This window comes from Thermodesulfovibrio thiophilus DSM 17215 (genome assembly GCF_000423865.1).
Lineage (GTDB): Bacteria > Nitrospirota > Thermodesulfovibrionia > Thermodesulfovibrionales > Thermodesulfovibrionaceae > Thermodesulfovibrio > Thermodesulfovibrio thiophilus.
The window spans coordinates 53488-79287 of the sequence record NZ_AUIU01000017.1; the positions used below are offsets into that span (position 1 = coordinate 53488).

A 25800-nucleotide genomic window follows, 5' to 3' on the forward strand; every position below is an offset into this window, starting at 1 on the left:
AATTTCAATCGTTTGCCCGTTCTGGTTACCGGTAATATGCATTTATAAATAAACACAAAACAAAAAAGGAGGATTTGCATGAGAAACAATCAAGCTTTAAGGGCAGTAGCAGTTCTTGTTCTTGCGGTTTTTTTTGTAAGCAGTTTTTCTGGCTGTGCTCAGATGATTAATGCCATTGAGCACTCCAGCATGGAAACAAAAGTGAAGATGACTGACACGATTTTCCTTGATCCAGTCAAAAAAGCAAAGCTTAAAACAGTTTTTGTAACAGTTACAAACACATCTGAATTTCAAGAGGCAAGTGCTGAATTAATTAAAAATCTAATAGTTTCAAGACTTCAGGCTAAAGGTTATCAGATAGTTGATGATCCTGAACAGGCAGGCTACATGATACAGGCAAACCTGCTTTACATGGACTACTACTACAACACTGGAGCCACAGAGGGGGCAATTGAAGGAGGCTTAATCGGTGCTGGTTCAGGAGCACTTGTGGGGCAGTCAAGAGATACATCCATTGCTCTTGCCATTCTTGGAGCTATGGGTGGAAGCGTTGGAGGAGCACTGCTTGGAAAGGCAATCAAGGTTGAAAAGTATGGAGGAGTGGTTGATGTCCAGATATATGAAAAAACAGACAAACCAGTTACTGGCAAGATAGAAACCAGTGTGGCATCGGGTTCAGGGACAAAAATACAGACAACTCAGGAAATAAACAACAACTGGCAGATATACAGAACCAAAGTAGCATGTCTTGCTGAACAGACAAACATTAACAAAGATGAAGCAGCAAAGGTCATTGCAGAAAAGCTCGCTTCACAAATTTCGGGAATGTTTTAATTTAACTTTCTCGCCGAGAAGTCCCCTTCCGTGAGGGAGGGGATGAAAGGCGATTTTTCCCTGATGAAATCTACAGCAGAAACTGCGGGAAGTAACGCCTGGGGAGAGGTTTGGATACAGACCTCTACGAACCAGGAAGTACGAACCAGGAAGCCCCGCCCTTATGGGCAGGGTAGTTCACAGGAGATATAGCGGGATGATTGCAATTAATCCTGAATACTCTTGTTAATACCTCAATATCTTAATATCTTGACATTCTGATATCTTGCATGGTATCTTTTATCAAAAGGAGGTGTTTAATATGAAAAAGGGAGCAACAACCTTAAGATTACCTGAAGACAGGCTTAGAATTATCAGGGCGATTGCCGGCTATGAGAACAGGACCCTTGTGGATATATTTACTGAACTTACTGACGAATATATAGAAAGGCACAGAGAAACAATGGAACTACTTGCCATTCCAGGCTTTTTAGAAGAGTGCAAGGCAGGAGTTGAGGAGATTAAAGGCGGTGGAGGTAAAAACCTGATTGAGCTGGACGATTAAGGTTTCCTCAAAAGCTGAAAAATATTTCAAACGGCTCGATAATAATATAAAACAACGTATAAAAGAAACCCTTTCAGAGATGTCCCTATTAACCAATCCGCGTGAACATTTTTCTGTAAAACCATTGACAGGTCAATTAAAGGGATTTTATAGACTGAAAGTAGGCGATTACCGAATTATTTTTAGTATTCTAAAAGAAGATAGCATAATCGCAGTGGTCAATATTGCTCCGAGAGGTGATGTGTATAAATAAAGTCTATAATGGACCCCAAAAACTGGACAGATTGAAAATATCCCCACAAAACAGGGCAAACCTGCCCTCAAAAATGCCCTTAAAATTTATTCTAATAGCCGTGAAATAGCTTTTGCATCCAGAGGGTAACTCTTCTTCTGATTTTTCTTAAAAACTTCTTAATCAACAGCGTATCCTCAATCCCTTACCAGCTATGGTTACCAGAATTCTTACTTATTGATAAGATGCTTCAGACAGCTAAAAATCTCAGTAAGGATGTAATCTCATCAAAGGGAAGCGTAATGTTGTCCTCAAAAGACGTTGAAGTCATGGGGCAGATAGTTGATGCTGTAACATCCCTTTCGGAACAGTATGAGATACCTTACGAGGAAGCGGTGGAACACGCTGAATTCGCCCTCAGCTATGCGCTGAGCGAGCGTTTAGGGCTTGACGTTCATGTTTACTTAAGGGATAGATGCAGAATACTTGTGTTTGACGACACTCAGGCTAAAGAAGTCAAAACGGGACAGATAAAAAAGAAGGTCATACGGCATGCAAAAAAGTTTCTCCAGTATCGATTTTTGTGTCTGCACGCATACAGGGTTTACCGTGAAGCAGTTCATCTTGTGAGAACAGTCGTGAGCGGACAGATTTTAAGAATAATAAAACAGACGCTTTATGTGAAGATTTTAAACCCGCACGCTGCGATAGAAGGAGGCAGGGTTTTAATAGGGGTGTGTTCTCCGGAGCATCAGACTCCAAAAGAAAGAGGCACGTATTGGAAGGGAGAGATTTTAGCATTCTTCGTTGCCAGCGTGCGGGGCATAGTTGAGGAAAAAGTTCCAAGAGTAATTATCACTTTGAGTAGAAATTCTATTAGCTTACCAGAAGTCATGCTAAAAAATTTTCTGTTTGATATAGGGATAACAACAAAGGTAAAAGCAGTGAAAAGAATCGCGGGCGCTTACACTATAATACACACCGAACAAAAGATTCCAAAAGAGATAATACAGAGAGTATTTCGCGAGCTTAACGAGGGCATTATCGTTAAATATAGAAGCGTCAAAGAGGGCAAGCCGTGGCTTTAGCTTTTTTACAATGGTTTTTCAGGACTGTTTTAGGCATTAAACCGGCTGGTTTGATAGAACAGGCAAAAAAAGAAAAGCTTACCTTTGTTGGCACAGGTCATAGATTAGGTGAGCTTGAAGATGAAGAAATTGATCTGGTTATACCTGACTCTCGCCGCAAGGGACACTGCTGGTGCTTTGGAACCACAAGAGTTGGGAAAACGAGGCTTATGGAGGCAATGGTTGAGCAGGATATAAGAAAAGGATTCTCTACGATAGTCATTGATCCTAAAGGTGACTGGGCTTTATTTAAAAAAATCATTCAGGTTGCTTTTGAAGAGGGAAGACAGGAGGATTTAATTTTTATTACTCCTATTTTCCCAGATTATTCTGCAGTTTTTGACCCTCTTGCCTATTACTTTATGCCTGAAGAGCTTGTTGCGCATATTACAAGTGGTGTTCCTGTAGGCGAACAATTTTTCTATATGGTAGCCTATAAAATTTCAATGATACTTGTGCGGGCTTTATTGTTAAAGGCAAAAGCAGAAGGCAGACCATTAAGAATAAGTTTAATGGAAGTAAAAGACAGAATGGACAGAGAAGAGCTTGCAAAACTTTACAAAGAACTCCAGATGATAGATGCATCAGAAGCCAGGGATGTCTTAAAACAGGTGGAAGAACTGCTTGACCATCCCGTCGGCATTGTGCAGGAAGTTGCAAGAGACATGCAGAAAGTAATCAATTCGCCACAGCAGTTTTACGAAAAAATTTCTGAATCTCTACATGTTGCGTTAATGCAGATTTGCTCGGGAAATATAGGAAAGCTGGTAGGCAAAGCAAAAGAAAACAGATTAATTCAGAGGCTTGAAGAGGGCAAATCAGTCATTATGGTGGCGCATCTTGGTGCGCTTCAGACTGAGGACGCGGCAAAAGTGCTTGGCAAAGTAATCATCAGCACAGTAAAAGCATTTGTGGGAAGAAGATTTGCCTCAGGCAAGGATGTAAATCCTCCACTTGCTATATACATAGACGAAGCCCAGAACGTGCTTTACAAAGGCATAGAGGATTTGCTTTCAAAGGCAGGCGGCGCAGGTGTGTGGGTGCACGGTTTTAATCAGTCAGTAAATCAGATATATCAGGAAGTAGGTAAAGACTTTGGTCGATCCATACTTGATAATGCGAACACAAAGATTTTTATGAAAGTCCCGGACGCTGATACGGCTCAGTATGTATCAAGACACTTTGGCATGGGCATCAGGTTTTCTCCAGCAGTATCTCTGGGTGGGGGCATCATAGCTAAAGAAACAGAAGATTATCTCGTTAAACCTGAGGATGTTCTGTATCTGGCGGCAAGAGAGTTTTACATGTTTGGTTATGATGGACAGTTTAAGGGTAAGACAATATCGGTCAGGGATTCCTATGTTCAATTAGTGTTGCCTGAGATTCAGCCTGTTGATGAGGTATGCTGATGAAATTAGCTGATGCATTATTCATCTCAGCAGTTTTAGTTTTTCTCTGGCTTATATGGGTAATAAGAACCTTTAACAATACTTCTAACTCTAAAAAACAGAAAGAAATAAAGGTAAGCCTTGAAGATTTATCTTCCATTTGGGGGAAAAGCAAACAAGTTGTTGTTAGACTTGAGGAACTTTCATTGCTATGGCGCAACATGCAAATCGAAGAAAATAAAACCGCAGAAGAAATTCACTTTTTTAACGATACTGTAATGAACTTCTTTAAGAAACACATAGAGGGCAAACCCTTTTTCACTGGTGCTGTCAGAAAGGTAATAATAAACCTTTTAACCTTACTTGATGCTGAAGGTAGTGTTTCATCTGTTGTGTCAGGACAGAATGAGACAGAAAGCAAAATTCCAAAAAACACCTATGAAATGCTTGCGCAGGTTTCTCTTGTTGAGCATACGATAAATGTTGCAGAAGAAATCATAAAATTAGCTCCATATGGACCGATACTTCCACAGGCTATAATTGCTGCATTAGGACATGATTTAGGGAAAATTCCAAAATACAGAACCAGGTATTATGCGCTTGGAGATCATCCTTTTATAAGCGTAACAGTGTTTGAAAGCATACAGAGTTTTAAAGAGCTTGTGTATGCAGAAGACATCTTAAAAGCAGTAAGAGACCATCACATCAAACCAAAAGAACAACTTGGCGAAGTGTTAAAGGAAGCGGATCAGAGAGCTCGCAGGCGTGAGTTAAGCGAAGTGCAGAAAAAGGTTATGCTTACTGCAGACGAAAACACGCTTAAACAGTCCGAACCAAACATCCCTGAGGTTTCAGACATGATAGATGCAGAGTCTGATGATGAACCCAAACAAACCAATCAAACCTATCAAACTCCATCACCAAACACCCATTTCAATCAAACCCTACAGCCTCATCAAACCTCATCAAACTTTTTTAAACAGTCTAAACCAAATGAGGATGAAGAAATCCCGGAAATTTTTTCATACCAGCCCGCGAAGGCAGCAAAACAGAATAGCCATGAGGCATCAAGCGAAATTTTCATATCTGTTTCTGATAAAAGTAATACAAAAGAAGTTGAAACGCCTAAAAAGCTTGAGCTTTACTGGTTTAATGTTGATGAATTCTTAAAAAAGCTCGAACCATATGTCAACCAATTAATTTCAGGCAGATGGTTAGCATGCAGTTTTGGTTCAACTGTATATGTTCAGCCGAGGCTGATGTGGATAGTATTTAAAGAGATGGCGCAGGAAAAGGGAATGCTTGAAGTGCTCTATGCTGAAGCAGACGAAGAAGCACGCAGAGATTACTTATACACAGTATTAAGCCTCATCAAACAGCATAAGGACGCCGTGGAAACATCTCTTATAAAGGATGAATACTTTTCTGCGCCTTTTGTAGTCAGAATGAAAAATGGAGAAACGTATAGAGCTCTGTATGTTCCGCTCAAGGCTCAGGAGGCATTTTCAGTGTCAGCTGGCGAATTAGAGCAGCGGAAAGAGGGAAAACTGCTTGATATTGAATCCATCACTCCACCTTTTGACAAAACTGACTGACATGTCTTGAAAAATATGGTTACCAGTCCACCTGCTTTTAAAAAGGAGGTAATTTTGAAAAAGTTAATTAAGCTATTAATCTTATTAACCACCTTCTGCCTTCTAGCAGGAGGTAGTGCCTATGCTTTAGAGGTAGCATACACGAACTATAAGCCTGCTGAACAAATGGCTCTTACAGAAGAAAGAGATACTTTTGTAATAATGGATTCCTTTAGTCCCCTAAGACCAGAATCCATTCCTGCCCCCAGAGAGGACACATTTAAAAAACCCTTACTTTCTATAATGGTTCCTCCAGCTTCCTTGTCTTCCTCTGTTGAACCAGTGTTAGAAAAGAAAAAACCAGAGGTTTCAAGTAAAACTGTATCAACAGTTTACTTTAATTTTGACAGTTATAAGCTTAACGAAGATCAGAAAGCAAAGCTTGACAGAATTGTTCCTGAATTAAAGGGCGGTACTGCTTCTGTTTATGGGTACACCTGTACCATAGGAAGCAAAAAGTATAACAGAGTTTTATCTCAAAAAAGGGCACATGCAGTATCAGGCTACTTAAAGAAAAAGGGAATTCATATTGAAAAGGAAGCTGGAATGGGAGAGACCAATGCATCAAAAGACAAGAAACTTAACAGAAAAGCAGTGGTAAAAGTCTTAAACAAAGGAGGTGAATAAGATGGATGTTTCTCCTAAAAGGCTGTTATTTGTAATGCTTCTTACGGGAGTTGTAATTTCAGTAGTTGGACCAGTAGCAGTTCTTGCATTTGAAGAGCCGTCATCGGGTACTTTTGCTTATGATGTCTATGACATCGGTATTGAAAAAATCCTTAAAGGTCCTATTGGATTTGTGGCAGGAGCAGGAGCAATGGTTTTTGGAGCAACGAGATTATTTACTGGAGCGGTGTTTCCTGCGATTATCTCTATTTTAGGTGGTGCAATGTTTCTCAAGGCTCCAGATTTGATACGGACACTGGGTTTGTTGTTTTAAGCAAAATATGCAGCTGGATAAGTTTTGATTTTATTCAGCTGCATATAAAATTAAACACTAAAAGGAGGCTTTAAAAAAAGTGAAATACAGGATACCACAGTATCTGCATAAACCAATACAGGTATTGTTTTTTGATGCTGATGAGCTAGCAATGGTTGTACTACTTTTGTTTTTAGCGATGATGTTTGGATATGTGTTCTGGATTTTGCTTTTTGTTGTTCCTTATGTCTACATGAAGATCAAGAAAAACTATCCAAGAGGAGCATTAAGGCATATGCTTTATAGAATTGGACTGATAAGCATTAAAAACACACCTGAAAGTTTTCAGAGAATGTTTAAAGAATAATTTTTTTTACACAAGGGGGTATACAAACAGTGCAAAGAATACGAAAAACAGTAAGTGTAAATCAGAATACACTTAATGAGTTAAAGAAGGTCAGAGCTGAAATATGCGTAAGGGATAATATAGAACTTAGAAGCCTGTCAGATACGATAATGTTTCTGGTAGAGAGCTGGAGAAAAAACAAAATGGTTACCAGAGAGGGTGAATAAGCATGGAGATAAAAAAGTATCTTGAGGAAAAGGCAAACTTAGCATTAACAGTTAGGCTTTTAAAGATTGTAACAACTGTGTTGTGCCTTGCCTTATGTATCAACAGCTTTGTTTTATACTTTGTTTACAAAAACGAAAGAGTTGTGCTGGTTCCTCCGTCTGTGTCAACCCAGACCTTTATTGCAGGCAATGATGCTTCTGATGAATACCTCAGTGCAATGGCAAGATATATTGTTCAATTAGGGCTTAACTACACACCAATAACTGCAAGAGCTCAGTTTAATGATCTGCTTAAGATGTTTAATTCTCAAAGCTTTCCTCAGTATAAAAATGTTTTTTATGAACTTGCAGGAAGAGTTGAAAGCGGGAATGTATCAAGTGCGTTTTATGTAACCAAAGTAAAAGTTGACAGAGCAAATAAATCCTTGATAGTAGTAGGGACATTGAATCAGTGGACACAGGATAAAAAATTCATAACAGACGAATCAAGGCAGTATCTTATCAGATACAGAATTGACAACGGATTTTTCAGCATCCTTGAAATTAAAGAATATAAAGAGGGGGTTAATTAAGTGAAAAAACTTTTACTGTTCCTGGTAATTTTCTTTGCATCCATAACAACTGTTTATGCTCAACAACAGCAGTCTCAGCAGATATGGCAGACAAAGGGAAGTGTATTTTTAAGGCAGGACCCCTCTGCAACCTCTCCTCAGGTTGGAGTTTTAAAGCAGGGAGTTATAGTTACCCAGATAGAAGAGGATGCCTCAATGAGATGGGTTAAGGTTAAGTCTCCATCAGGGCAGGAAGGCTGGATCATTAAAAGCATGCTTTATAAGCCAGACCCACAGGGATGCTCTGGTGTTAAAGGAGTATCCGCTTTGTGCCCAGCAGATCCACAGAAAAAGATTGTTCCTGCAAGCAGTGTAGATACGAATCAAAAGGGTGCTGTACTGCCAGGAGGACTACCTCAGAATCCAGTTGGAAAACCAGCGGAAGAAGTAGTTACGCCTCAGATACCTAAAATTCCCCCTATTCCAAATACAGAGACAGCAGAGCAAATTACTAAGAGAGTTGACCCCTCAAAACTTGTTTCTTTATCTTCAGATTCTTTACCCACTTCTTTAGAGGGAGAATTTCAGATTCCGGGGAAAAGCTATATAGTTTCTCCAGATGCTGTAACGGCTGTTAAAATGTCTGCAAGTGATGTAAACAGAATTACCTGTCCTGTTGACATAACAGATGTGGTTTATTCTGAAGAAAAAGGGGTTCAGATAAAAGCGGTAGGCAAGAATGCTTTTGTAAAGTTTCTTGTAAGAAAACTTGGAAGCAAAGAAGTTTATTCAAGCACACCTGCTGATCTGTATATTGTCTGTGGAGATAAAGTTTACTCCATTATAGCATTTCCTTTAAAAATCCCTTCAGTAACGGTTTATCTTGAGGATAAGGGAGACAAAATAAAGCAGGTGGTAGAGAAGTATCAGGGAATGCCATTTGAAAAAAAGGTGCTTGAGCTTGTTAAGGCATTCTTTACTGATCAGGTTCCACCTGAAGCACAGGTAAGCACAATAAAAAAGGAATACAAGATTATTCCCAACCTTTTAATCACAGAGCAGGCTCAGTATTTAATAGAAGGAGAGGGATTAATGATCAGGGTGTTTAAAGTAACAAACACAGTAAATGATAGTTTAAAAATTCCGTATGTTGATGTAACTGAAAAGGATTTTCTTAAGAAAGAACTTACAAAAAATGTGGTTGCTGTTAGTCTTGATAAACTCCGTCTTTACAGGGCAGACAGTGCCAGACTGATTATTGTTGAAAAGTACAGGGAATAAGGGGGGCTAAAAGTGAAAGAATTCATTTCTAAATTTAAAGAAAAGTGGAGCACATTGCCAGCAGATACAAAAAAGAAGATGATCATAGGAGGGGTATGCCTTGCTGTTATTGTGATATCTTTGCTTGGGTATGCAGCAACAAGATCAGGGGAACAGAAAACCACATCTTCTAAAAAGCAGGAGCAGATAAAAGAGATAACCCTTGATAAAGGAGTGCTTGAAAAAACACAGATAACAGAAGCTCAACAAAGATATGCTGAAATGCAAAAGCAACTTGATGAGATAAAGAAAATGCAGGTAGAAAAAGATAAAGAACTTGAAGCTCTTAAAAAAGAAAAAGAAGAAAAAGAAAAAGCAGCTAAATCTCCTCAGCCTCCTTTACCTCCTGTCCCTCCGCCTCCACAGCAGGGCACCACAGGTAAAATCCCTGAAATGCAGGGCATTCCAGGGGGAAATACAGCTGTAGGAAAACTGCCTGAACCACCCAAAGAAGAAGTAATCGGGGGGATAGGAAGAGTATCTCAAACAATAGAGAAAAAAACAGATACTTCAAAAGATACAAAAAAAAAGACCTACTATTTACCGACTTCTTTTATGGAGGCGACCCTTCTTTCAGGATTGGACGCTCCAGCGATCAGTAAAGGAGAAGGAAATCCAGTGCCAACTCTGTTTAGAATAAAAGCTCCCGCAGTGCTTCCAAACAGTGTTAAAGCCAACCTGAAGGGGTGCTTTGTGATAGCAGAAGGACTTGGATCCCTTGCTGATGAAAGGGCACATCTAAGACTGGTTACAATATCCTGTATAGACAGAAAAGGCAATGCGGTGATAGATCAGAAAATAAAGGGATTTGTAGTTGACAATGATGGAAAAATTGGATTAAGAGGAAGAGTTGTATCCAAGATGGGAAGTCTTCTTGCAAGAAGCTTAATTGCAGGATTATTCAGCGGACTTGGAAATGTTGCAGGTGTTCAGGCTTATGATTACAGCACCTCCGGTGATGGAACTGTATCAACATTAAAGTCAGGGGATATAGCACAGGCAGCAATAGGTGGAGCAGTACAGCAGGCAGCAAATGAGCTTCAGAAATTTTACCTTGAGCTTGCAAGGCAGACAATCCCTGTAATAGAGATACAGGCAACCAGAACAGTGACCCTTGTTGTTTCAGAAGGGGTAGAACTTGAAATTAAAGAGTATGACCTTAATAGAGTAAAATAGTAAAAACAAAAATAGGGGGTAAAGATGAAGGATTTAGGAAGAGTAATTCTAATGATGGTTACATTCATATTCTTAATTACAGGGTATTTACATGCTGAAGAGTTTGTTTTTACGAGAGATTGCAATGTAGAGTATTCAAAAAAGAATGTGGAGGAAAATCAGGATTACTTAAACAAAGTAAAAGAGAAAGCTGGAATTCAGAACTTCTCTGAAGCAGGTAAAATTGCAAGCTTTATTATAGATACAAATCCTCCTGTAGAACAGGCAAAGTATTTCGTGCTCTTACCAATTTTTGGGGTATCCTCTTTAAATGAAAACTATCTTTGTGTACATAATGGAGGGTTTAAACCAGGACAGCCATTCCCCAGTCATCTGCTTTACAGTTCAGTACTTTCCGTGCTAATTGACTGGCGTGTTGATAAACTAAAGGATGTATATTTTTTCATGTTAGAAGACTCATACATACCAAAAAACAAGAAAAAGAATTTGGCAGTTATTGATGTTAATAATGTGGGGAAAATAGACAAAAAATACAAAGAAATATGTCAGAAATACAATAAAGTCTGTTTTCAGTTAAAGGGAGGTTTTCTCCTTGAAAAAGCGAAGGACCCTAAATATGATGCAGAATGGCTTAAAATATTTAATGATTTCCGTGGTATCCCAATGACAATGGATGAGTATAGAAGCTGGGCATATTTGATTTTTATCACGCAAACTTATAATCCATACAGTACTGAATTCATTATGGAGAAAATGTTTCCTCTCCCAAATCAGCCAAAAGAACATGTGAATTTCAAAAACACATTAAAACTTGCTGAAGAGGCATTTCAGTGGATGGATACTCAGGCTGCAAATCTTCAGAAAATGGCCCCTCAAGGAGGTTCTCAGTGAAGACAGCACTTCATCCTGATGAAAAAGTAATTTATTTTGCAAGACAGCATTGGGTAGTGTATTTTGTAGGGCTTATTGCTTCTATGGCAGTTGGATTTGCAGGGTATGCTATAAGCGGGTTACTGATAGGCATTCCCTTAGGGATACTTACACTGTTTTATTTCTATCTACTAAGAAAGAATAATATCTGGGTAGTTACAAACAAGAGATTTATCGATGAATGGGGCGTATTTGTGGTAAACACCAAAGAAACACCACTTGATAAGATTAATAACGTGGGGTATCAGAAAACACCAATTGGAATGATTTTAGGGTTTGGTAATGTATCTATCCAGTCCGCAGCCGAAGCGGGCGTTACTTATGCAAAGTGGGTTCCAAAGCCAGAAATGCTTGTAAGCATAATACAGCAGACACAGGCAAAATCAGGGAAGCCAGATGAAGAGGATTTAATTGAATGTCCTTACTGCAAAGAAAAAATTAAAAAAGGAGCTGTTTTATGCAGGTTTTGTGGAAGCAGATTAGATAAGCCACAGCAGGTTATTAAAAAAACAGAAACACAAAAGGACGAAGCAGTCAAGGAAAGTGCTGTAGAAGACATTAAAGAAGAAGAAGTTATAAACGAAGAAGAAAATTTATACAGGAGGAAAGCAAATCTATGGAGACCTGGAAGATAACCAGATTTATTAAAAAAGGAGTTTTTATGCTGGGAGTATTTGCTTTAGGGTGTGCTTCTGCGATGAACCCCTATGAAGATGATTTTACATGTCCTATGAATGAAAAAGGAAAGTGTGTACCAATAAAACAGGCTTATGAAGAAAGCAAGGTGCTTAAGCTTGAAGAAAAAGCAACACAGCCTAAAGAAGCCGTATATTCTCCATTAGAGGAAGAATACAAAGATGCGTTATTTAGTAAGCTTGCTAATCTCTTAAGAGAGCCAAAAACCCCTGTTATAGCACAGCCTAAAATAGTGCGGGTTATGATGCTCCCATATCAGGGAGACAGCGGAAAAGAACTTTACTCTGCAAGATACATCTATTTGATGGTGGATGAACCCAAATGGATACTACAGAATTTAACAAACCTGCCTCCTGAAGGGGAATAAAGCAAAAGTTAAGGTAACTATATAGGGTGAAAAGCATAACAAAACCCGATAAAATGCAGTTGTATAAAAGTAATATATATTTTATAATATTGTTTACGTTAATTTGGTTAAAAAACCAGGAGGGGCTAATTTATGAAAATTAGCACTATGCTAAAAATCATAGTTATAGTGTTATTAAGTTTTTCAGTAGTCAGTACAGCATCAGTTTTTTACCAGTTGAAAAAAATGGCAAATGATAGTGAAATTATTAATTATTCAGGCAGACAGAGAGCGATATCTCAAAGGCTTGCTAAGTATGTATTTGCAAAGCATCTTGGAATAGATACTGATGAAGAAATTCAGGGATACACAGAGAGACTTGACAAAATAATAAAGGGCTTGATAAATGGCGATAAAGATTTTAACCTGCCAAAAGCAACAGATTCAAAAGTTATATCAAAAATGAAAGAAGTTGAAGCTTCATGGCAAAAATATCAGGAATTAATCAAAAAAGCAGAAAATGATAAAACAGTTTTCCCTGAGCTTCTTCAGGAGAGTGAAAAACTGATAAAACTTTCTGATCAAGCAACCAATATATTTACAGAAATATCCGAAACAAAAGTAACTATGCTTAAAACAATACAAACAGTTATTTTTGCACTTAATGTTATTATGCTTGCATTTATCTGGATAATAAATAAGAAAAAAGTTGCGATACCACTTAAGAAGCTTACAGAAGCAGTAGAGGATATTTCAAAAGGGAATCTCAATATAAAAGTTCAATTAGGTTCAAAGGGTGATGAAATACATGCTCTTTCCTGTGCAATGGAAAAGATGGTTACATCAATTAAAAAAACAATAAATGGTGTTCTTGATTCATCGGTTAACGTCATTTCTTCAGTTGATGTACTGCAACACATGGCACATAAAACTGCAAAAGCAACCCAGAATCAGTCAAATCATGCACATCAGATTGCAACCGCTGCTGAGGAGATGAGCCAGACAATAACAGATATTGCAAGAAATGCGGCATCAGCATCAGAAACAGCTGAAGATGCTATGAAAACAGCATCTCAGGGGAAAGAAGTATCAGACAATGCGATACAATCAGCAAATAGAGTTCATGCTTCAACTGAAGAACTGGCCAGTATGATAGAAAAGCTGAATAATCGAGCTTCTGAAATAGGAGATATTGTAACAGTGATAAAAGACATAGCTGATCAAACAAACCTGCTTGCATTAAATGCGGCTATTGAGGCAGCTCGTGCAGGAGAACAGGGTCGTGGTTTTGCAGTGGTAGCTGATGAAGTAAGAAAACTTGCAGAAAAGACAATAAAAGCTACGGTTAATATATCAGGTAAAATAAATGCAATTCAACAAGAAATAACTCAGACAACAGAATCAATGACTTATGCATCTAATGAAGTTACAAAAGTTACAGACGAGATAAAACAACTTGGAGAGTCATTAAACCATATAGTACAATCCGTTAACCATGTTAAAGATCAGATAACACAGATAGCGACAGCAGTAGAAGAACAGTCCTCAGTCTCTGAAGAAGTTGTGAGAAATATTGAAAAGTCATCTGCAATATCAAAAGAACTTGAGGGCATGGCTGGTGATGTAATGCATCAGGTTGATAATCTTTTGAAAATTTCTGAAGAAATGAGAGATTCAGTTACTGCTTTTAAAACAGATGAAATGATATTTGATCTGGCAAAGATAGACCATAGAATATTTATAGGGAAAGTAGCAGCATGTTTAAATGGAAATTTATCGCTAGATCCATCACAACTCACAGATCATCATAACTGCAGATTTGGGAAATGGTATTTTGAAAAAGGAATAAAGACATGCGGAAGCATTCCTGCTTTTAAATTAATCGATGAGCCACATGCAAAAATACATGCTCTTGCTAAAGAAGCAGTTGAAGCATACAATGCCGGAGATAAAGAAAAAGCAGAAAAGATATACGAACAAATGGAAGAAGTATCAAAACAAATAATAAATCTTCTTGATCAGATAAAGATGGAACAAAAAACTTTGAACAGTAATACGAAAAGCAAATAGATCACTTGGGTTGCATGCCTTATAACTTATCAGAAGAAGAAATAGAGATAGTAGAAAAGGCTTGACCTTCCCTGTTCACAACAAACAACCTTGTCCAATAAGGGGAATGCTGCCAAAGACGAGGCTTCTCATCCGTAGATTGTTTTCCGCATGGATGAGGGGTATATCAACCATCAAAGGATGAGTCCTCTTCTGGGAGTCAAAAACGCGCTCCCCCGTAATTAAATTTTTAATAACTCTTCTCCTCCAGCTCCTTAAAAAATATGGTTACCAGAGTTCTGCCATATTAATATGGACATATTCAGCATATTTGATCCATTAAAACACTTTGGCGGAGAATCATATCTCAGATTCTTTCGCTGGTTGTTTGAAACCATGTTCAACGGCTGGCTTGCAAGAATGCTGGGGTTTATATGTCTTGGTTTTTCTTTTTGGTTCTGGGTAAGAATTGAGAATATGGCGAGAGGATTAGCTTTTTTTGCGCTAGCCTTATTATTTGGATATGGCTGGGTATTATTTAGAATTATGGGGATTGTGCAATGAGTGAGAGAGCATCTGGAAGAGGCAGTGACGGCAGTGTATATGCACCTGGCAAAAATGAAAAGGTTAAAAACCTTCTTGATGCAATTACTGAAATAGAATACTGCTATACAACCGAGGAAAAAGGATCGCCTTTGCCAGAGAGGTATTTTACCACCAAACAAAGAGTTCTGTTTGCAGAAGTTGGAGTTAAGGCTGCTCTGGTATCTGGTTTATTTACGGGACTTCTTACTCCTGTAATGATGGGAGTTTTTGAGAAGCTGATTCCTATTTTTGGCTCTTACAGTCCAGGCGTAGTGGACCAGATATATGCTTTTCTGCTTACTATTGGATTTACGATTGGATATGCTTTCTTTATTGGTCAGGTAGGGAAGTTTTACATTCGTAAGTGCCGTATGACAAGAATAATAATTAATTTTCTGCTGGGTGGTTTATATGGTGGTAGTTTTTTAAAGGCAATGTTTTTATTTATTTTTTTTCACTGGATTTACTTTAAGCTATCTCCTGAGGTTGTTGGAGGCTGGATTCTGAAAATTATGAAGTGGAAGATAATTACTCTTGATCCAGCCCTGCTCATCAGCGCTTACAACTGGATAATGGAGTTTAGAAATGTTTTTTTAATTTCAGCGTGGTTTGTAGTGTTTACAACTTTGTTTTTTGTACTAATTCCAGGTATTAAAGTGCTTCAGACATACTTGAAAGACAAAAGAAAAAGAACATTGACAAGAGAGCTTTAAAAAAAAGGAAAGGAGGGTTAAAAATGGCAGACAAGCAAAATCAACCTGTAAGCAGGAATCAAAGAATTATGGAAAGGAAAGTCAATCTTGCGAAAGAAGCAGACTCATGGGTAATGCGTGTTAGAACTTCGGACAGCAGGATAGTGCTTCGCATTGTAAAGGATGCAGACAGAGGGATAAGGATTTTAAGGCAGGGGCTGCTTCTAAGGTTCAACCCTGATGATGTGACAGAACTGCTTGAAGAGTACTTTGAAGCTATAAAATTGCTGAATAATGCGGCTCAGAAAATCTGCGAAAAAGCGGAAGTGCCTTATACTCCACCAGAAGCGCTTCTGCCCCGCAGAGAAATGGATGCAGACACAAAAATCGATAAAACGATGGACATTGCATACGACAGAGGAAACGGAGATTTGAGAATCTAAAAACAAATGCCGCATGTTGAGGCTTGAAATAGTCTCAACGTGCGGTGACTACTGAATTTTACCACTTGACAGATGAAATAACAGATGATATATTGAATTATATATTTCACGCATTCTTTTGAATGCGACTCTCCAATATGGAGAGCGAGAGTATCTAAAACAGATGCTCCTATATGAACAATATATGTGTGTCTATTTGACCTCTTTATTTTCTATTAAGCAATATCAACCACTTTAACTATTTAATCAATTAATTTACTCATTTGCTTTAAAAAAATAAAACTTAGCAGGAGGTGTTTTATGTATTTAACAGCATCGTCGTTAAAGGACTATTTATTGTGTCCGTTCAAATTCAAGCTGTCTCATGTTGAAAAATTACGTAAAAAAACGCCAAAAGCCATTCTGGCATTTGGAACAACTGTTCATGCTGCAATAGCAAAGTATTTTATCGAAAGAGAAAATCCAGCGGAGACTTTTAAGAGGATATGGATTTTAGAATCCGAAACCGAGTATGAGTTTTCAAATGGAGATAATCACGAAACACTGCTTTTACAGGGAGAAAAAATGCTTTCACAGTGGCAGTCAGATCCTGATACTCCAGTTGAAGCATCCAGCATTGAAAAAACACGCTACATTGAAGTTGCAAACAGGGTCCCATTCTGGTCAACCATTGATTTCACCGGAGAGGGTGGAGAACTGCTGCTTGACTGGAAAACATCAACCACTAAATACTCTGAATTCAAGGCAAAGCTGGATCTGCAGTTAACTGCCTATGCTTATGTGCTTTCAGTCACCGAGAAGGCTCCTTCAAAGGTTGGATTTGGCGTTCTTATTAAAAAGAAAATTCCTGAAATCCAGTACTGCTTTTCAGAGCGAACAGCGGAGGATTTCAAAAACTTTGAAGAACTGGTTTTAAAGGTTTTTCGTGATATCGAGAAAGAGCATTTCTTCAAGATTCCTGGAATGCAGTGCAGCTGGTGCGATTTCCTGCCAGTATGCATGGAAGAGCCTGATGCTAAAAGCAAATTTATAATCACTTCTGACAGGTATCTGTCAAGGTAATTTCTTCATTTAAAATCCTTCCATCTTTTATCTCGTTTAATTTCAACTGAAGTTTTATTTCGTCTTTAACATTTAAAGCCATTTTAGCCTCGCGAATTTCCGTCTTTGACGGTATTTGCGCAGGGTTTTTTAATTCTATTGAAATCATGGGAGGGCTTTACTATGCCTATGTCAGCAAGTATTGTTGATATTGATGTTTTAAACGATGAAGTTATTGATGTTGTTGATAATATTTCAAATTCCGAAACTCAGACAGGCAATGTTGCCAGCTGCGCCTGTTCTGTATGTGGAGGCGTAATCACTGAGAATTCCTACGAGTGTCCAAACTGCGGAGTGATCATTAAGAAGGCTCCAAAGAGAAAGCAGAAACCAGACAGAGAACTGATAAGAACAGTTGAATCAGGAAACTGTAACGGAGAGTACAGAATATACAGGCTTACCGATCAAACTCCATTCTGTGACTGCCTGAGCTTTCTGTTTCAGAGAGGAACAGTTGAAGAAAACGGAGTTATTACCTGTAAGCACATTCGGTCCACAGAGTTTACATCAGAGTTTACATTCTCCTCCACTTCATTTAAAAAAGTCACAGACTGGCAGAAAACTCTGCTTAAAAAGCTTGGAGTAACAATTAATGACAAACTTTCATCCGAGCAGGCTTACTGGATAGTTTCTGACCTTCTTAAAAAGATGGGAGTTAACTATCACGAATTTGTAAGTCTCATAAAGTCTAATCCCTCTTATGAGCTTCTGCCTCTGTATTCCTTTGGGGTTGAACTTGAAGGTTTGATAAGAAATCGTGAGGGGTTCAATAGGAAACTTCAGGAAAATAACATCAGGTCAATTTTAACAGGGTATTCACACGATATGCGGAACAAAACCTGGAAGGTCGGAGATGACGGGTCAGTAAGAAGAAATATGTCAGTTGAGGAGCAGAGGGAGTATAAATCCATGGAGCTAACATCTCCGAAGCTCTTTGGATGCGAGGGCTTCGATGAGATTAAAAAGGTTCTCTCCATATGGAGAGAGATTGGAGGAATTGTGAACAGCTCCTGCGGGTTTCACGTTCATGTTGATGCATGGAACTATTCAAGAGATGACCTCAGAAGACTTTCTCTTGTGTGGGCAAAGATTGAACCTGTAATTTACTATCTGGTGTCTAAAAGTAGAAGAAACAACACCTACTGCTGCTGGCTGAGGAAGTCTCCTGAAACTGTGAGTAGCATCATAGATCCGTTTAACTCACAGATTAATGTAACCCGCTACCGCGCTCTCAATGTTAATGCTTTCAACCAATATAAAACTGTTGAATTCCGCATTCATCAGGGAACGATGAATTCTGACAAGGTGATATACTGGGTTATCTTCTGCTTAAAATTAATGCAGAAGGTTAAAGAGGGACTTAAGCATTCCCACTTCAGCGACAATCCAACCATAGAAGAGGTTCTTGACAAGCTTGGCATCGTTGAAAACTCCATATCTATCATAAGAAAATGCAGAGAATTCTTAATCACAAGATACAATGCTTTCAAGAGAGCAGAATCAGACAGAGAACCAGACATGCCCGATTATTACGGATTTTTAGGCGAAATAAAAGCATTTATAAGAACGAAGGTTAATGAAGTATTCACAAACAGGTTTGGGATGGAAAGCCTTGTTTATCGCAATTCGGGGCTACCTGATAACCATATGAGAAATCTCGCTTCATTGGCGCCATCACGGAGATTATCCATTTCATACGATGAAGTATGTCACTTGATCAGAGAATCAAGAGACGGAATGATCAGATTCCCGTCACTGTCCTCTGACTCAAGCGGAGCTTATCAGGTGAGATACGATTCTGAAAGTGAAACCCTCACGTGCAGTTGCCGCACATTCAGAATTTACAACCACTGTGTTCATTCAATTGCTGTTGCAAGGGCTACATATCTTACACACATGCTTCGTAATTTTGAAATTTTTGATTTCTAAATATGGATAAAGCGTTTTGCGTTTCCTATCTTTTTTAAACAATTCCATAAAAATCAGGAGGAATTTATAAATGTGCAAAATATTCGGCTTTTCAGGGGATTTAAACGGCGAATGCATAAAAATTATTAGAGGACTCATCCTTGCCGAAGAGGGAAACAACCCTCACGGCACAGGACTGGTTTTATACGATGAAAAGAAAGGCCAGTTTATGATCAAGAAGAAAGGATTGAGGGGTTTATATTTCATAGCCAGAGGTTATGGAGACTTTCTCAACAGAAACAGAGACTCTAAAACTCACCTGATAGGGCATGTGAGGCTTAAAACATCAGGGCCACAGACAGATAGAAACGCTCATCCTTTTGGATCGGTGTGCAGGGGTAGATGGCACTTTCTGATACACAACGGAGTGCTCGGCGGTAGGATGCTGAAAGTTGCACAGAAGTTCAGTGCAAACACAGATAAAGTGGAAGTGGACTCTGAACTGTTTCTAAGATGCATCACCGCTCAGCTAAGAAAAGGAGTGAAAATTACAGATGCCATTAAGAATGCCACATATGAGATTAGCGACATCGGAGACTTCGCATTTGCTCTGTTGAATGATGAAGGCATTTACCTGTGGAGAAATTCTCAGAGGCCTCTTAATGTCTTTTTTTATGGAGACAACATATTCTTCGCATCAACAAAGAACATGTTTGAAAAGGCACTCGAAATTGCGGGAGTTGAACCAGATCAGATCGAATACTCTGAAGTCAAACCATATCACCTTTACAGAATCAGGTTCAAAGATGGAAAACCTGTTATTAAAGACACCGATGAGATTCCTCATAGAGATACTGTCAGCAAGAAAAAGAAAAAATCTTACTCATTCTACGATGAATACGGCTACTATGACCTGTACGGATACGGTAACGGCAAGAATAAAAAACAGAAAGAACAATCGCCACTTTTTAATCCATGCTGGGGAAATACCGGAGGTCTTGAGGATAAGTGCACTACGGAAGATGAAATTTTCAATAAGGCTCCCTACGAACTGACAAATGAGGAACTTGACCGTGCAATCTCAATATTAGAGCAGGACTACTATACAGTTTCGGATAGCGACGTAGAAACAAAAATCGATATTGAAGCCTGTTTGCAGGCGTATTACGACGAACGAAGAAACAGGCAGATATTCAAAGGAGGAGGCAATGAAGTGGAACCTTTCTGAGATAAGCAGACAAGACTGTTTAAACTTTCTCTCAGCAGAGCACTACAAAGACAGTCTGCCATCTAAGGTTAAATGTACAGGCTGCTTTATAGATGGACAGCTTACAGGAGTTGTGGGTATCTATAAAGCCTCATGGTTTCAAACTGAAATCAGATATCTCTACGTGGCTGAAAATTACAGAAACAGAGGAATCGGAACTAATCTGGTTAAAAATGCTCTTGAGCATATTAAAACACCTGTTGTGGCTGCCACTGTTATAAAGGGCAATAAGCCATCGATGATGATATTTTTAAGGCTGGGATTCAAAGAAGCCCTTGAGTTCATAAACCCTGCCACTTCAAACGAAGTGATTCTGCTGCTTAAGAAGCTATAAAAACTGTCAAACTTTAAGGGCAGGAGTTCTCCTGCCCTTTTCATTTAGTTATGGAGGGGTCAATGTATTTAATAGCTGTTTTATTTATATGTTTGTTTGGATTCATAGTGCTTGCATGGGATCATATCTCAAATATAGCCCCGATTATACTGATTGGTCAGATTATATTTCTATTCTTATTTGCCAATAATAAAATTTAAGGAGGTAACATGGGTTATATAGTTATAAGAATCAGAGAAAAAGAAGGAGAAAAATTAACAATCAATAATGAATTTACCTACATATTTCTCATATCCAGACAGTCCAGAAAGATTGCAGTTGAAAAGCTGTTTTCACTTCTCATACAGTATGGGGAGCTGACTTCAATTGAAGAAGTAAAACAGCTGTCATTTAAAAGTATTAAAAATTAAAGTTTATCTCTCTATTCCTCCTGTCTGTCTTTGACAACGGGGGAATAGACTTTAAAAACAAACGGAGGGGCAAAAATGTTAAAAGCATTAAGAGTTTTTAAAGGTAACAAAGAAGCTGATATTTATAAACACGTTAAGTGCTGTGGAGTTGATGACGAAATTAAACCCAGTAAAAACTGTAACTATTACTCTTAGAAGGAAATTTTAAAAAATATATCTTTTATTAACAACAACAAAAACCCCCGGAGACCCACTCCGGGGGTTTTTTATTTCTACATCTATCTTTGTTGCAATTGTTTAAATCAATTACTTGGTTTGCCTTGCTGGACATTTAACATCGAAGTGAACTTCACCACTTCTTTCTATTTTTTCAACCAGTCCAACTTCCCATGTTAAATAATCATGCATTGCTTTTGGATTAGCTCCAACGTCCTCATAAGGTTTATACCAGTTATCATCATTACTGCATAGAGCACGATTTAGTCCTTTCTCAACAGCAAAACCAGCATTTTTCCATGTTTGAGTTCCACCTGTTAATATGTAAACTTTTTTGTTAGGCCAGAGCATTTTAAAATCCTTTAAAGAATTTTTTGCAATTCTAACATCATAAGCTGTTAATACAACCTGAGATGCCGATGCAATCAAATCTTTAGCAAGCGGCAGTCTGCCTCTAACAATCCAATATGCACCTGGTATATGTCCAGCAGCATATTCTTTGCTGTTGCTCAAATCAATTACAATGGCTGATTTGTCTTTAGTTAATAAATCATTGAGCGCTTCAGCAGACAATGTTTTTTCAGAAGAAATAGTTAAAACATCACTAACAATATTATGTACATCCTGAGTCATTGGAAGTTTTGTATAATCGTCTTTTAACACATAGACATTTGGATATCCCATCTGGTTAAGCCATGAGGCTGTCATTATGGCTCTAACTTCATAATTATCAAGAAGAACAATACGGCCATTACGCACAGCAGCATATTCATCTGTAGCCTGAACTAATTGAACACCCTGAGCAAAACGTGCTCCTTGATAATGACCCTTGGCATATTCTTCTGGTTGTCTAACATCAAAAATATACAGATTTCTATCACCACGTTCTGCTTCCCACTGATTAAGCGTAGCTAAATTCTGAGTAGCCCGACATCCTTCTATTTGTATGATAAAACTGTCAACAGCTTCAATTTTTTCATTTAGCTGTTATCCTGTATAATAAGATTATGAGTAAACTTTCGTTCACTGTCAAGTGGTTGGAAATTAAATAATTTGAGAGAGCTATCTTTGTGAATAGACTATTTTAAAAAAAATATAATAACGTAATTTTGATAAATTGCTAAAAAAACTTTTCTTGGCTATAATGAAAATATTTCTCAAAAGGAGTTTTTATGCCTTTTGGACAAGGATGTGGTTGTAGAGGTAGATTTAGAGAGTTTGGCTTAAAATGGACTCAGACAAGGCAAGCCATAATTGAAGTTCTATCATCAAAGAATGGGCATTTAAGTGCTGAGGAAATATTTCTTGAAGTAAAAAAGCTCTTACCAGGTATAGGGCTTGCTACAGTTTATAGAACATTAGAACTCCTCACAGAGATGGGAATTATAAGAAAGTATGATTTTAAAGATGGCAGATCTCGTTATGAATTCATTAAGGGAAAAGAAAAAGTAGAACATTATCATCTTATCTGTCGCATTTGTGGAAAAATTATTGATTATGAAATAGACCATGAAAAACAGCAGAATCCTCTTAAAGAGTTGAAAGATATTTTATATGCAAAATGTAAGTTTACCATTGAGCGTTCGGATATACAGTTTTGGGGAATCTGTGATAAATGTAAATCATTAATAGAAAAAAGCTAAATTTTTATAATAAAATGAATTTATAAACTTTATACCTCTGTTGAAAGCTCACCTATATTATTCTATTTGCTATTATAACTATCTGTTCTGCTAGGGAAAAGGCTTTTTAATTTAGGATTGAAAAAATATTTAAAATATGATGGTTTCATAGTGGTAGTTGAATCTTGAAGGGAAAATCCAGAAATAATATTTTAATTGAAAGGTGTAATGATCTATATCAGAGGTTTCCTTGATTGAAAAATTAAAAAATATTAAAACTGTAAAAAATGGGCATAGCTATCACATAAACAAAAATATATCATTTGAGTCTAAATTTAATGTTGAAATTAAAAAAATTGCTGAAAAAATTTAAAATACTCGAAGTGTTTTTTTTAAGGAAAGCTGAGTTAAAAAATTAATTTTGTAGCACATCTGTAGAGTTGACAAAAAGTTTGTTTTTATGCTTTAATTTGCTAATCCAAGAAGGATTACCTTTAGCTTAGTAGAAGAAAGCCTCGTCACTTGTGACGGGGAAAAGTCAGCTTCAAGCCATGAAGGCCGTGGAAGGGAGAGTACTCCCAGCCACGGCTTTTTTTATGAAGTAGACTTATGAAAAGTCTCAGCCTCTCTGAAGAGAGTACAAGTTAAATAATATCTTTGAGGGGTTGAGATGATTTATCTAATTGTTTTTATTTTAGTTTTTTTGTGTTTTGATTCTGCTCCAGCAGGGCAACAGAATGATACAAAATTACCTGAAGTTGTTGTAACAGGAGAAAAAATTATGACCCCTACAAAACAAACAGGTGAGACAGTTTACACGGGAACAGAACTAACGACAAAAGGGCTGGAACTTTCAGGAGAAAGAGGCAAAACAAACATTTATGAAGCTATCTCCATTCTTCCCGGAGTTGTATTTGAAAGCCCTGATTCAAATAATCTTGCCACAGAACAGACAAATATAAGAGTTAGAGGCATAAGAGGCTATCTTGGGGCTATGACAGTCGAAGGGATTCCCAATTATGGTGGTAATCCAATGGGTCCACGAGCCTATATTTATGATCTTGAAAACTTTGAAAGTATATCACTATACAAAGGTGCTGTTCCTGGAGATCTCGGAGTAGGAGTTGGAAATCGCGGAGGTGCCATTGAGTTGAGACCTCTCTGGGCAGATGAAAAATTCGGCTTAAAACTTTCCCAATCTGTAGGTTCCTTTGAGTATAAGAGAACATTCCTCAGGCTTGATTCAGGCACTATAGGTTCTGTTCAGACAAGACTGTCTCTTTCTTATTCTTTCACAGAACAGGATAAGTGGAAAGGTCCTGGCGACATTGGCCCGAGAAATAACTTTAACTTTACATTTGTTCAGCCAGTTGGGGAAACTATTGAAATTAAACTTTGGGCAAACTTTAACGAAATAAAACACTATAAGTACCGATCTTTAAGTTATAAGGAGATAAAAGACTTAGATAATTTCTATCGACTGGACTTCAATAAATCATTTACTGGTACGCCTGCGGATGACTATCTTTACTACAAATACAACTGGGAAAGACATAAAAACAGGGATTTCTATGGATTTATAAATGTCAAAGTTAGTGACTCTATCAAGCTCATCTTTAAACCTTACATATCAAAAGAAGACGCCAAAATAAAAGATGGTTCAGAAAGTATTCAAGGAAAGCCCGGAGTGCAGGAAAGAATAAGAGATATAGAAAGAAAGGGGTTAATCTCTGAAATAGCCTTTGAACTTGGTAATATAAAAGCTTCATTAGGCTACCACTACGAATCAGCAGACATGAATATATATACTGAAAACTACTGGATAAATAACGAAGCAAATCTAACCTATCGGGGGTATGGAGTTTTCACCACTACAGAAACTAACTATATTAATAGCCCATACTTAAAGATTGCTGGAACCATTGAGAAAATTAACTGGCAGATGGGTATTAAGTATTTTAAGTTTAAAGACTCAGAAAGCAAGGGTTATGTAACTGAGTATCCTGGCGGAATTCCTACTTTAGTAAGGGCACCGGATCTTGATAGAAAAAGCAGAATCTACGATATCTGGCTTCCAACAGCAGGATTATCTTACAGTTTTGATGATAGCGTTGAAGTTTACATAAGTTATGGGAAAAACTTCATAAGACCTTATGCTTATATGCCTCTTTTAAGCCTTTACAATCGTTTAAGACCAAATTTTCAGGCTGCAGGAATAACTCTTAATGATCTATTTGAGGGCTATAACATAGAACGTTCTTATAATGTGGATTTTGGAGTAAGAATTATCAAAGATATTATAGAGATAACTCCCACTTTATTTCTCTCAAAACACAAAAATCTTCTTACCACTGTTTCAGATCCAAGAGTTTTAGATAGCGGAAAATCTGTAAACTATCAGCAGAACCTAGGAAAAGCAAAAGGATATGGTTTGGAGCTTCCTATGAATGTCTTTCTCTCAAATGGGTTAACCTTTTATCTTAATCCCACTTACAATCACTTAACCTATGACGGTGATATTACCTATCAGGGCCAAACCTTTTCAACAGACGGCAAACAGGTAGTGGATGTGCCAAGATGGTCAGCTACATCAGGATTAATAATTAAATACAAAGATTTTGAGATTATTCCTCAACTGAGATATATAGGGAAAAGATACGGAAATGTAGAACATAAAGAAAAAGTAGCCTCTTATCAAGTTTTTGACTTAAAACTTAGCTACATCAAAGAAAAAATAGGGACACTCAAGACATTAAAAGCTTCCATAGAGTTAGATAACATCTTTGACAAAAAGTATGTTTCTGTAATCAATGCAATGGACAATGCTGTATCTGGAACTACCTATTATGTAGGTGCTCCATTTACAGTTAAAGGCTCAATATCTTTTACTTTTTAGGGGGGTA

29 protein-coding genes are annotated in these 25800 nt (G+C 37.7%); 27 read left to right on the forward strand and 2 right to left on the reverse strand.

Annotation, left to right across the window (positions count from 1 at the left end; genetic code table 11):
- Positions 1-78: 78 nt before the first annotated feature.
- The 21 genes from G581_RS11790 to G581_RS0108820 all read left to right on the forward strand — a co-directional run bounded on the left by G581_RS11790 (position 79) and on the right by G581_RS0108820 (position 17101).
- The gene (locus G581_RS11790; protein ID WP_051179139.1) at positions 79-834 is read left to right on the forward strand and encodes a complement resistance protein TraT; all 756 of its coding nucleotides are present in this window, start codon (positions 79-81) and stop codon (positions 832-834) included.
- Between the two features lie 301 nt (positions 835-1135).
- Positions 1136-1378, forward strand: a complete 243-nt coding sequence (locus tag G581_RS0108725; RefSeq protein WP_038065679.1) for a hypothetical protein — start codon at positions 1136-1138, stop codon at positions 1376-1378.
- Entirely contained in the window at positions 1362-1631 is a 270-nt protein-coding gene (locus G581_RS0108730; RefSeq protein ID WP_028845487.1) for a type II toxin-antitoxin system RelE family toxin, read from the forward strand. Before G581_RS0108725 ends, G581_RS0108730 begins: the two co-directional genes overlap by 17 nt.
- A 224-nt stretch (positions 1632-1855) precedes the next feature.
- Complete coding sequence (locus G581_RS0108735; RefSeq protein WP_156875249.1) at positions 1856-2698, forward strand: hypothetical protein; 843 nt, start codon at positions 1856-1858, stop codon at positions 2696-2698.
- The gene (locus G581_RS0108740) at positions 2689-4146 is read left to right on the forward strand and encodes a type IV secretory system conjugative DNA transfer family protein (protein WP_239639056.1); all 1458 of its coding nucleotides are present in this window, start codon (positions 2689-2691) and stop codon (positions 4144-4146) included. The genes G581_RS0108735 and G581_RS0108740 overlap by 10 nt, the downstream gene beginning before the upstream one ends.
- Positions 4146-5720 (forward strand): HD domain-containing protein, encoded by a 1575-nt coding sequence (locus G581_RS0108745; RefSeq protein WP_028845490.1) that lies wholly within the window; start codon positions 4146-4148, stop codon positions 5718-5720. Before G581_RS0108740 ends, G581_RS0108745 begins: the two co-directional genes overlap by 1 nt.
- A 54-nt stretch (positions 5721-5774) precedes the next feature.
- Positions 5775-6386 carry an OmpA family protein gene (locus G581_RS11795; RefSeq protein ID WP_051179142.1) on the forward strand — a complete coding sequence of 204 codons (612 nt, stop codon included), beginning with the start codon at positions 5775-5777 and terminating at the stop codon, positions 6384-6386.
- Between the two features lies 1 nt (position 6387).
- The gene (locus G581_RS0108755) at positions 6388-6699 is read left to right on the forward strand and encodes a hypothetical protein (protein WP_038065683.1); all 312 of its coding nucleotides are present in this window, start codon (positions 6388-6390) and stop codon (positions 6697-6699) included.
- Between the two features lie 79 nt (positions 6700-6778).
- A complete protein-coding gene (gene traL / locus G581_RS0108760; RefSeq protein ID WP_028845492.1) occupies positions 6779-7045 on the forward strand; it encodes a type IV conjugative transfer system protein TraL in 267 nt (88 codons plus the stop codon).
- 29 nt (positions 7046-7074) lie between these two features.
- On the forward strand, positions 7075-7251 hold the full coding sequence (locus G581_RS12100; RefSeq protein ID WP_156875250.1) for a hypothetical protein: 177 nt from the start codon (positions 7075-7077) through the stop codon (positions 7249-7251).
- A 2-nt stretch (positions 7252-7253) separates the two neighbouring features.
- Complete coding sequence (locus G581_RS0108770; protein WP_028845493.1) at positions 7254-7823, forward strand: type IV conjugative transfer system protein TraE; 570 nt, start codon at positions 7254-7256, stop codon at positions 7821-7823.
- Positions 7824-9083: a TraK domain-containing protein gene (locus G581_RS11800; protein ID WP_051179144.1), complete on the forward strand. Its 1260-nt coding sequence runs from the start codon at positions 7824-7826 to the stop codon at positions 9081-9083.
- 12 nt (positions 9084-9095) lie between these two features.
- Positions 9096-10298 (forward strand): TraB/VirB10 family protein, encoded by a 1203-nt coding sequence (locus G581_RS0108780; protein WP_051179146.1) that lies wholly within the window; start codon positions 9096-9098, stop codon positions 10296-10298.
- 24 nt (positions 10299-10322) lie between these two features.
- Positions 10323-11189, forward strand: coding sequence for a hypothetical protein (locus G581_RS0108785; protein ID WP_028845495.1), 867 nt, complete (start codon positions 10323-10325; stop codon positions 11187-11189).
- The gene (locus tag G581_RS0108790) at positions 11186-11863 is read left to right on the forward strand and encodes a PH domain-containing protein (protein WP_028845496.1); all 678 of its coding nucleotides are present in this window, start codon (positions 11186-11188) and stop codon (positions 11861-11863) included. Before G581_RS0108785 ends, G581_RS0108790 begins: the two co-directional genes overlap by 4 nt.
- Complete coding sequence (locus tag G581_RS0108795; protein ID WP_028845497.1) at positions 11845-12291, forward strand: TraV family lipoprotein; 447 nt, start codon at positions 11845-11847, stop codon at positions 12289-12291. The genes G581_RS0108790 and G581_RS0108795 overlap by 19 nt, the downstream gene beginning before the upstream one ends.
- A 132-nt stretch (positions 12292-12423) precedes the next feature.
- Positions 12424-14340 carry a methyl-accepting chemotaxis protein gene (locus G581_RS11260; protein WP_051179149.1) on the forward strand — a complete coding sequence of 639 codons (1917 nt, stop codon included), beginning with the start codon at positions 12424-12426 and terminating at the stop codon, positions 14338-14340.
- Positions 14341-14631: 291 nt separating this feature from the next.
- A complete protein-coding gene (locus G581_RS0108805) occupies positions 14632-14883 on the forward strand; it encodes a hypothetical protein (protein ID WP_028845498.1) in 252 nt (83 codons plus the stop codon).
- A complete protein-coding gene (locus G581_RS0108810; protein ID WP_028845499.1) occupies positions 14880-15617 on the forward strand; it encodes a hypothetical protein in 738 nt (245 codons plus the stop codon). Before G581_RS0108805 ends, G581_RS0108810 begins: the two co-directional genes overlap by 4 nt.
- 23 nt (positions 15618-15640) lie before the next feature.
- Entirely contained in the window at positions 15641-16039 is a 399-nt protein-coding gene (locus tag G581_RS0108815) for a hypothetical protein (RefSeq protein WP_028845500.1), read from the forward strand.
- Positions 16040-16339: 300 nt separating this feature from the next.
- Complete coding sequence (locus G581_RS0108820) at positions 16340-17101, forward strand: RecB family exonuclease (RefSeq protein WP_028845501.1); 762 nt, start codon at positions 16340-16342, stop codon at positions 17099-17101.
- Here G581_RS0108820 and G581_RS12170 read toward each other — a convergent pair.
- Entirely contained in the window at positions 17073-17249 is a 177-nt protein-coding gene (locus tag G581_RS12170) for a hypothetical protein (protein WP_169368430.1), read from the reverse strand. The genes G581_RS0108820 and G581_RS12170 overlap by 29 nt on opposite strands.
- A 14-nt stretch (positions 17250-17263) precedes the next feature.
- On the opposite strand from G581_RS12170, the gene G581_RS0108825 reads away from it, so the two are divergent.
- The 4 genes from G581_RS0108825 (at position 17264) to G581_RS0108845 (ending at position 21059) form a co-directional block, all read left to right on the forward strand.
- On the forward strand, positions 17264-19069 hold the full coding sequence (locus G581_RS0108825; protein ID WP_028845502.1) for an amidoligase family protein: 1806 nt from the start codon (positions 17264-17266) through the stop codon (positions 19067-19069).
- Between the two features lie 70 nt (positions 19070-19139).
- Complete coding sequence (locus G581_RS0108830; protein ID WP_028845503.1) at positions 19140-20276, forward strand: class II glutamine amidotransferase; 1137 nt, start codon at positions 19140-19142, stop codon at positions 20274-20276.
- Entirely contained in the window at positions 20257-20649 is a 393-nt protein-coding gene (locus G581_RS0108835; protein WP_028845504.1) for a GNAT family N-acetyltransferase, read from the forward strand. The genes G581_RS0108830 and G581_RS0108835 overlap by 20 nt, the downstream gene beginning before the upstream one ends.
- Before the next feature lie 209 nt (positions 20650-20858).
- Complete coding sequence (locus G581_RS0108845; protein ID WP_028845505.1) at positions 20859-21059, forward strand: hypothetical protein; 201 nt, start codon at positions 20859-20861, stop codon at positions 21057-21059.
- 306 nt (positions 21060-21365) lie between these two features.
- Here the strand turns inward: G581_RS0108845 and G581_RS11265 are convergent, their stop codons facing one another.
- Complete coding sequence (locus tag G581_RS11265) at positions 21366-22247, reverse strand: rhodanese-like domain-containing protein (protein WP_338065331.1); 882 nt, start codon at positions 22245-22247, stop codon at positions 21366-21368.
- Between the two features lie 200 nt (positions 22248-22447).
- Here G581_RS11265 and G581_RS0108860 point away from each other — a divergent pair, with 200 nt between their 5' ends.
- Positions 22448-22918 carry a Fur family transcriptional regulator gene (locus G581_RS0108860; RefSeq protein ID WP_028845506.1) on the forward strand — a complete coding sequence of 157 codons (471 nt, stop codon included), beginning with the start codon at positions 22448-22450 and terminating at the stop codon, positions 22916-22918.
- A 649-nt stretch (positions 22919-23567) separates the two neighbouring features.
- Positions 23568-25793 carry a TonB-dependent receptor gene (locus tag G581_RS0108870; RefSeq protein WP_028845507.1) on the forward strand — a complete coding sequence of 742 codons (2226 nt, stop codon included), beginning with the start codon at positions 23568-23570 and terminating at the stop codon, positions 25791-25793.
- Positions 25794-25800 lie beyond the last annotated feature (7 nt).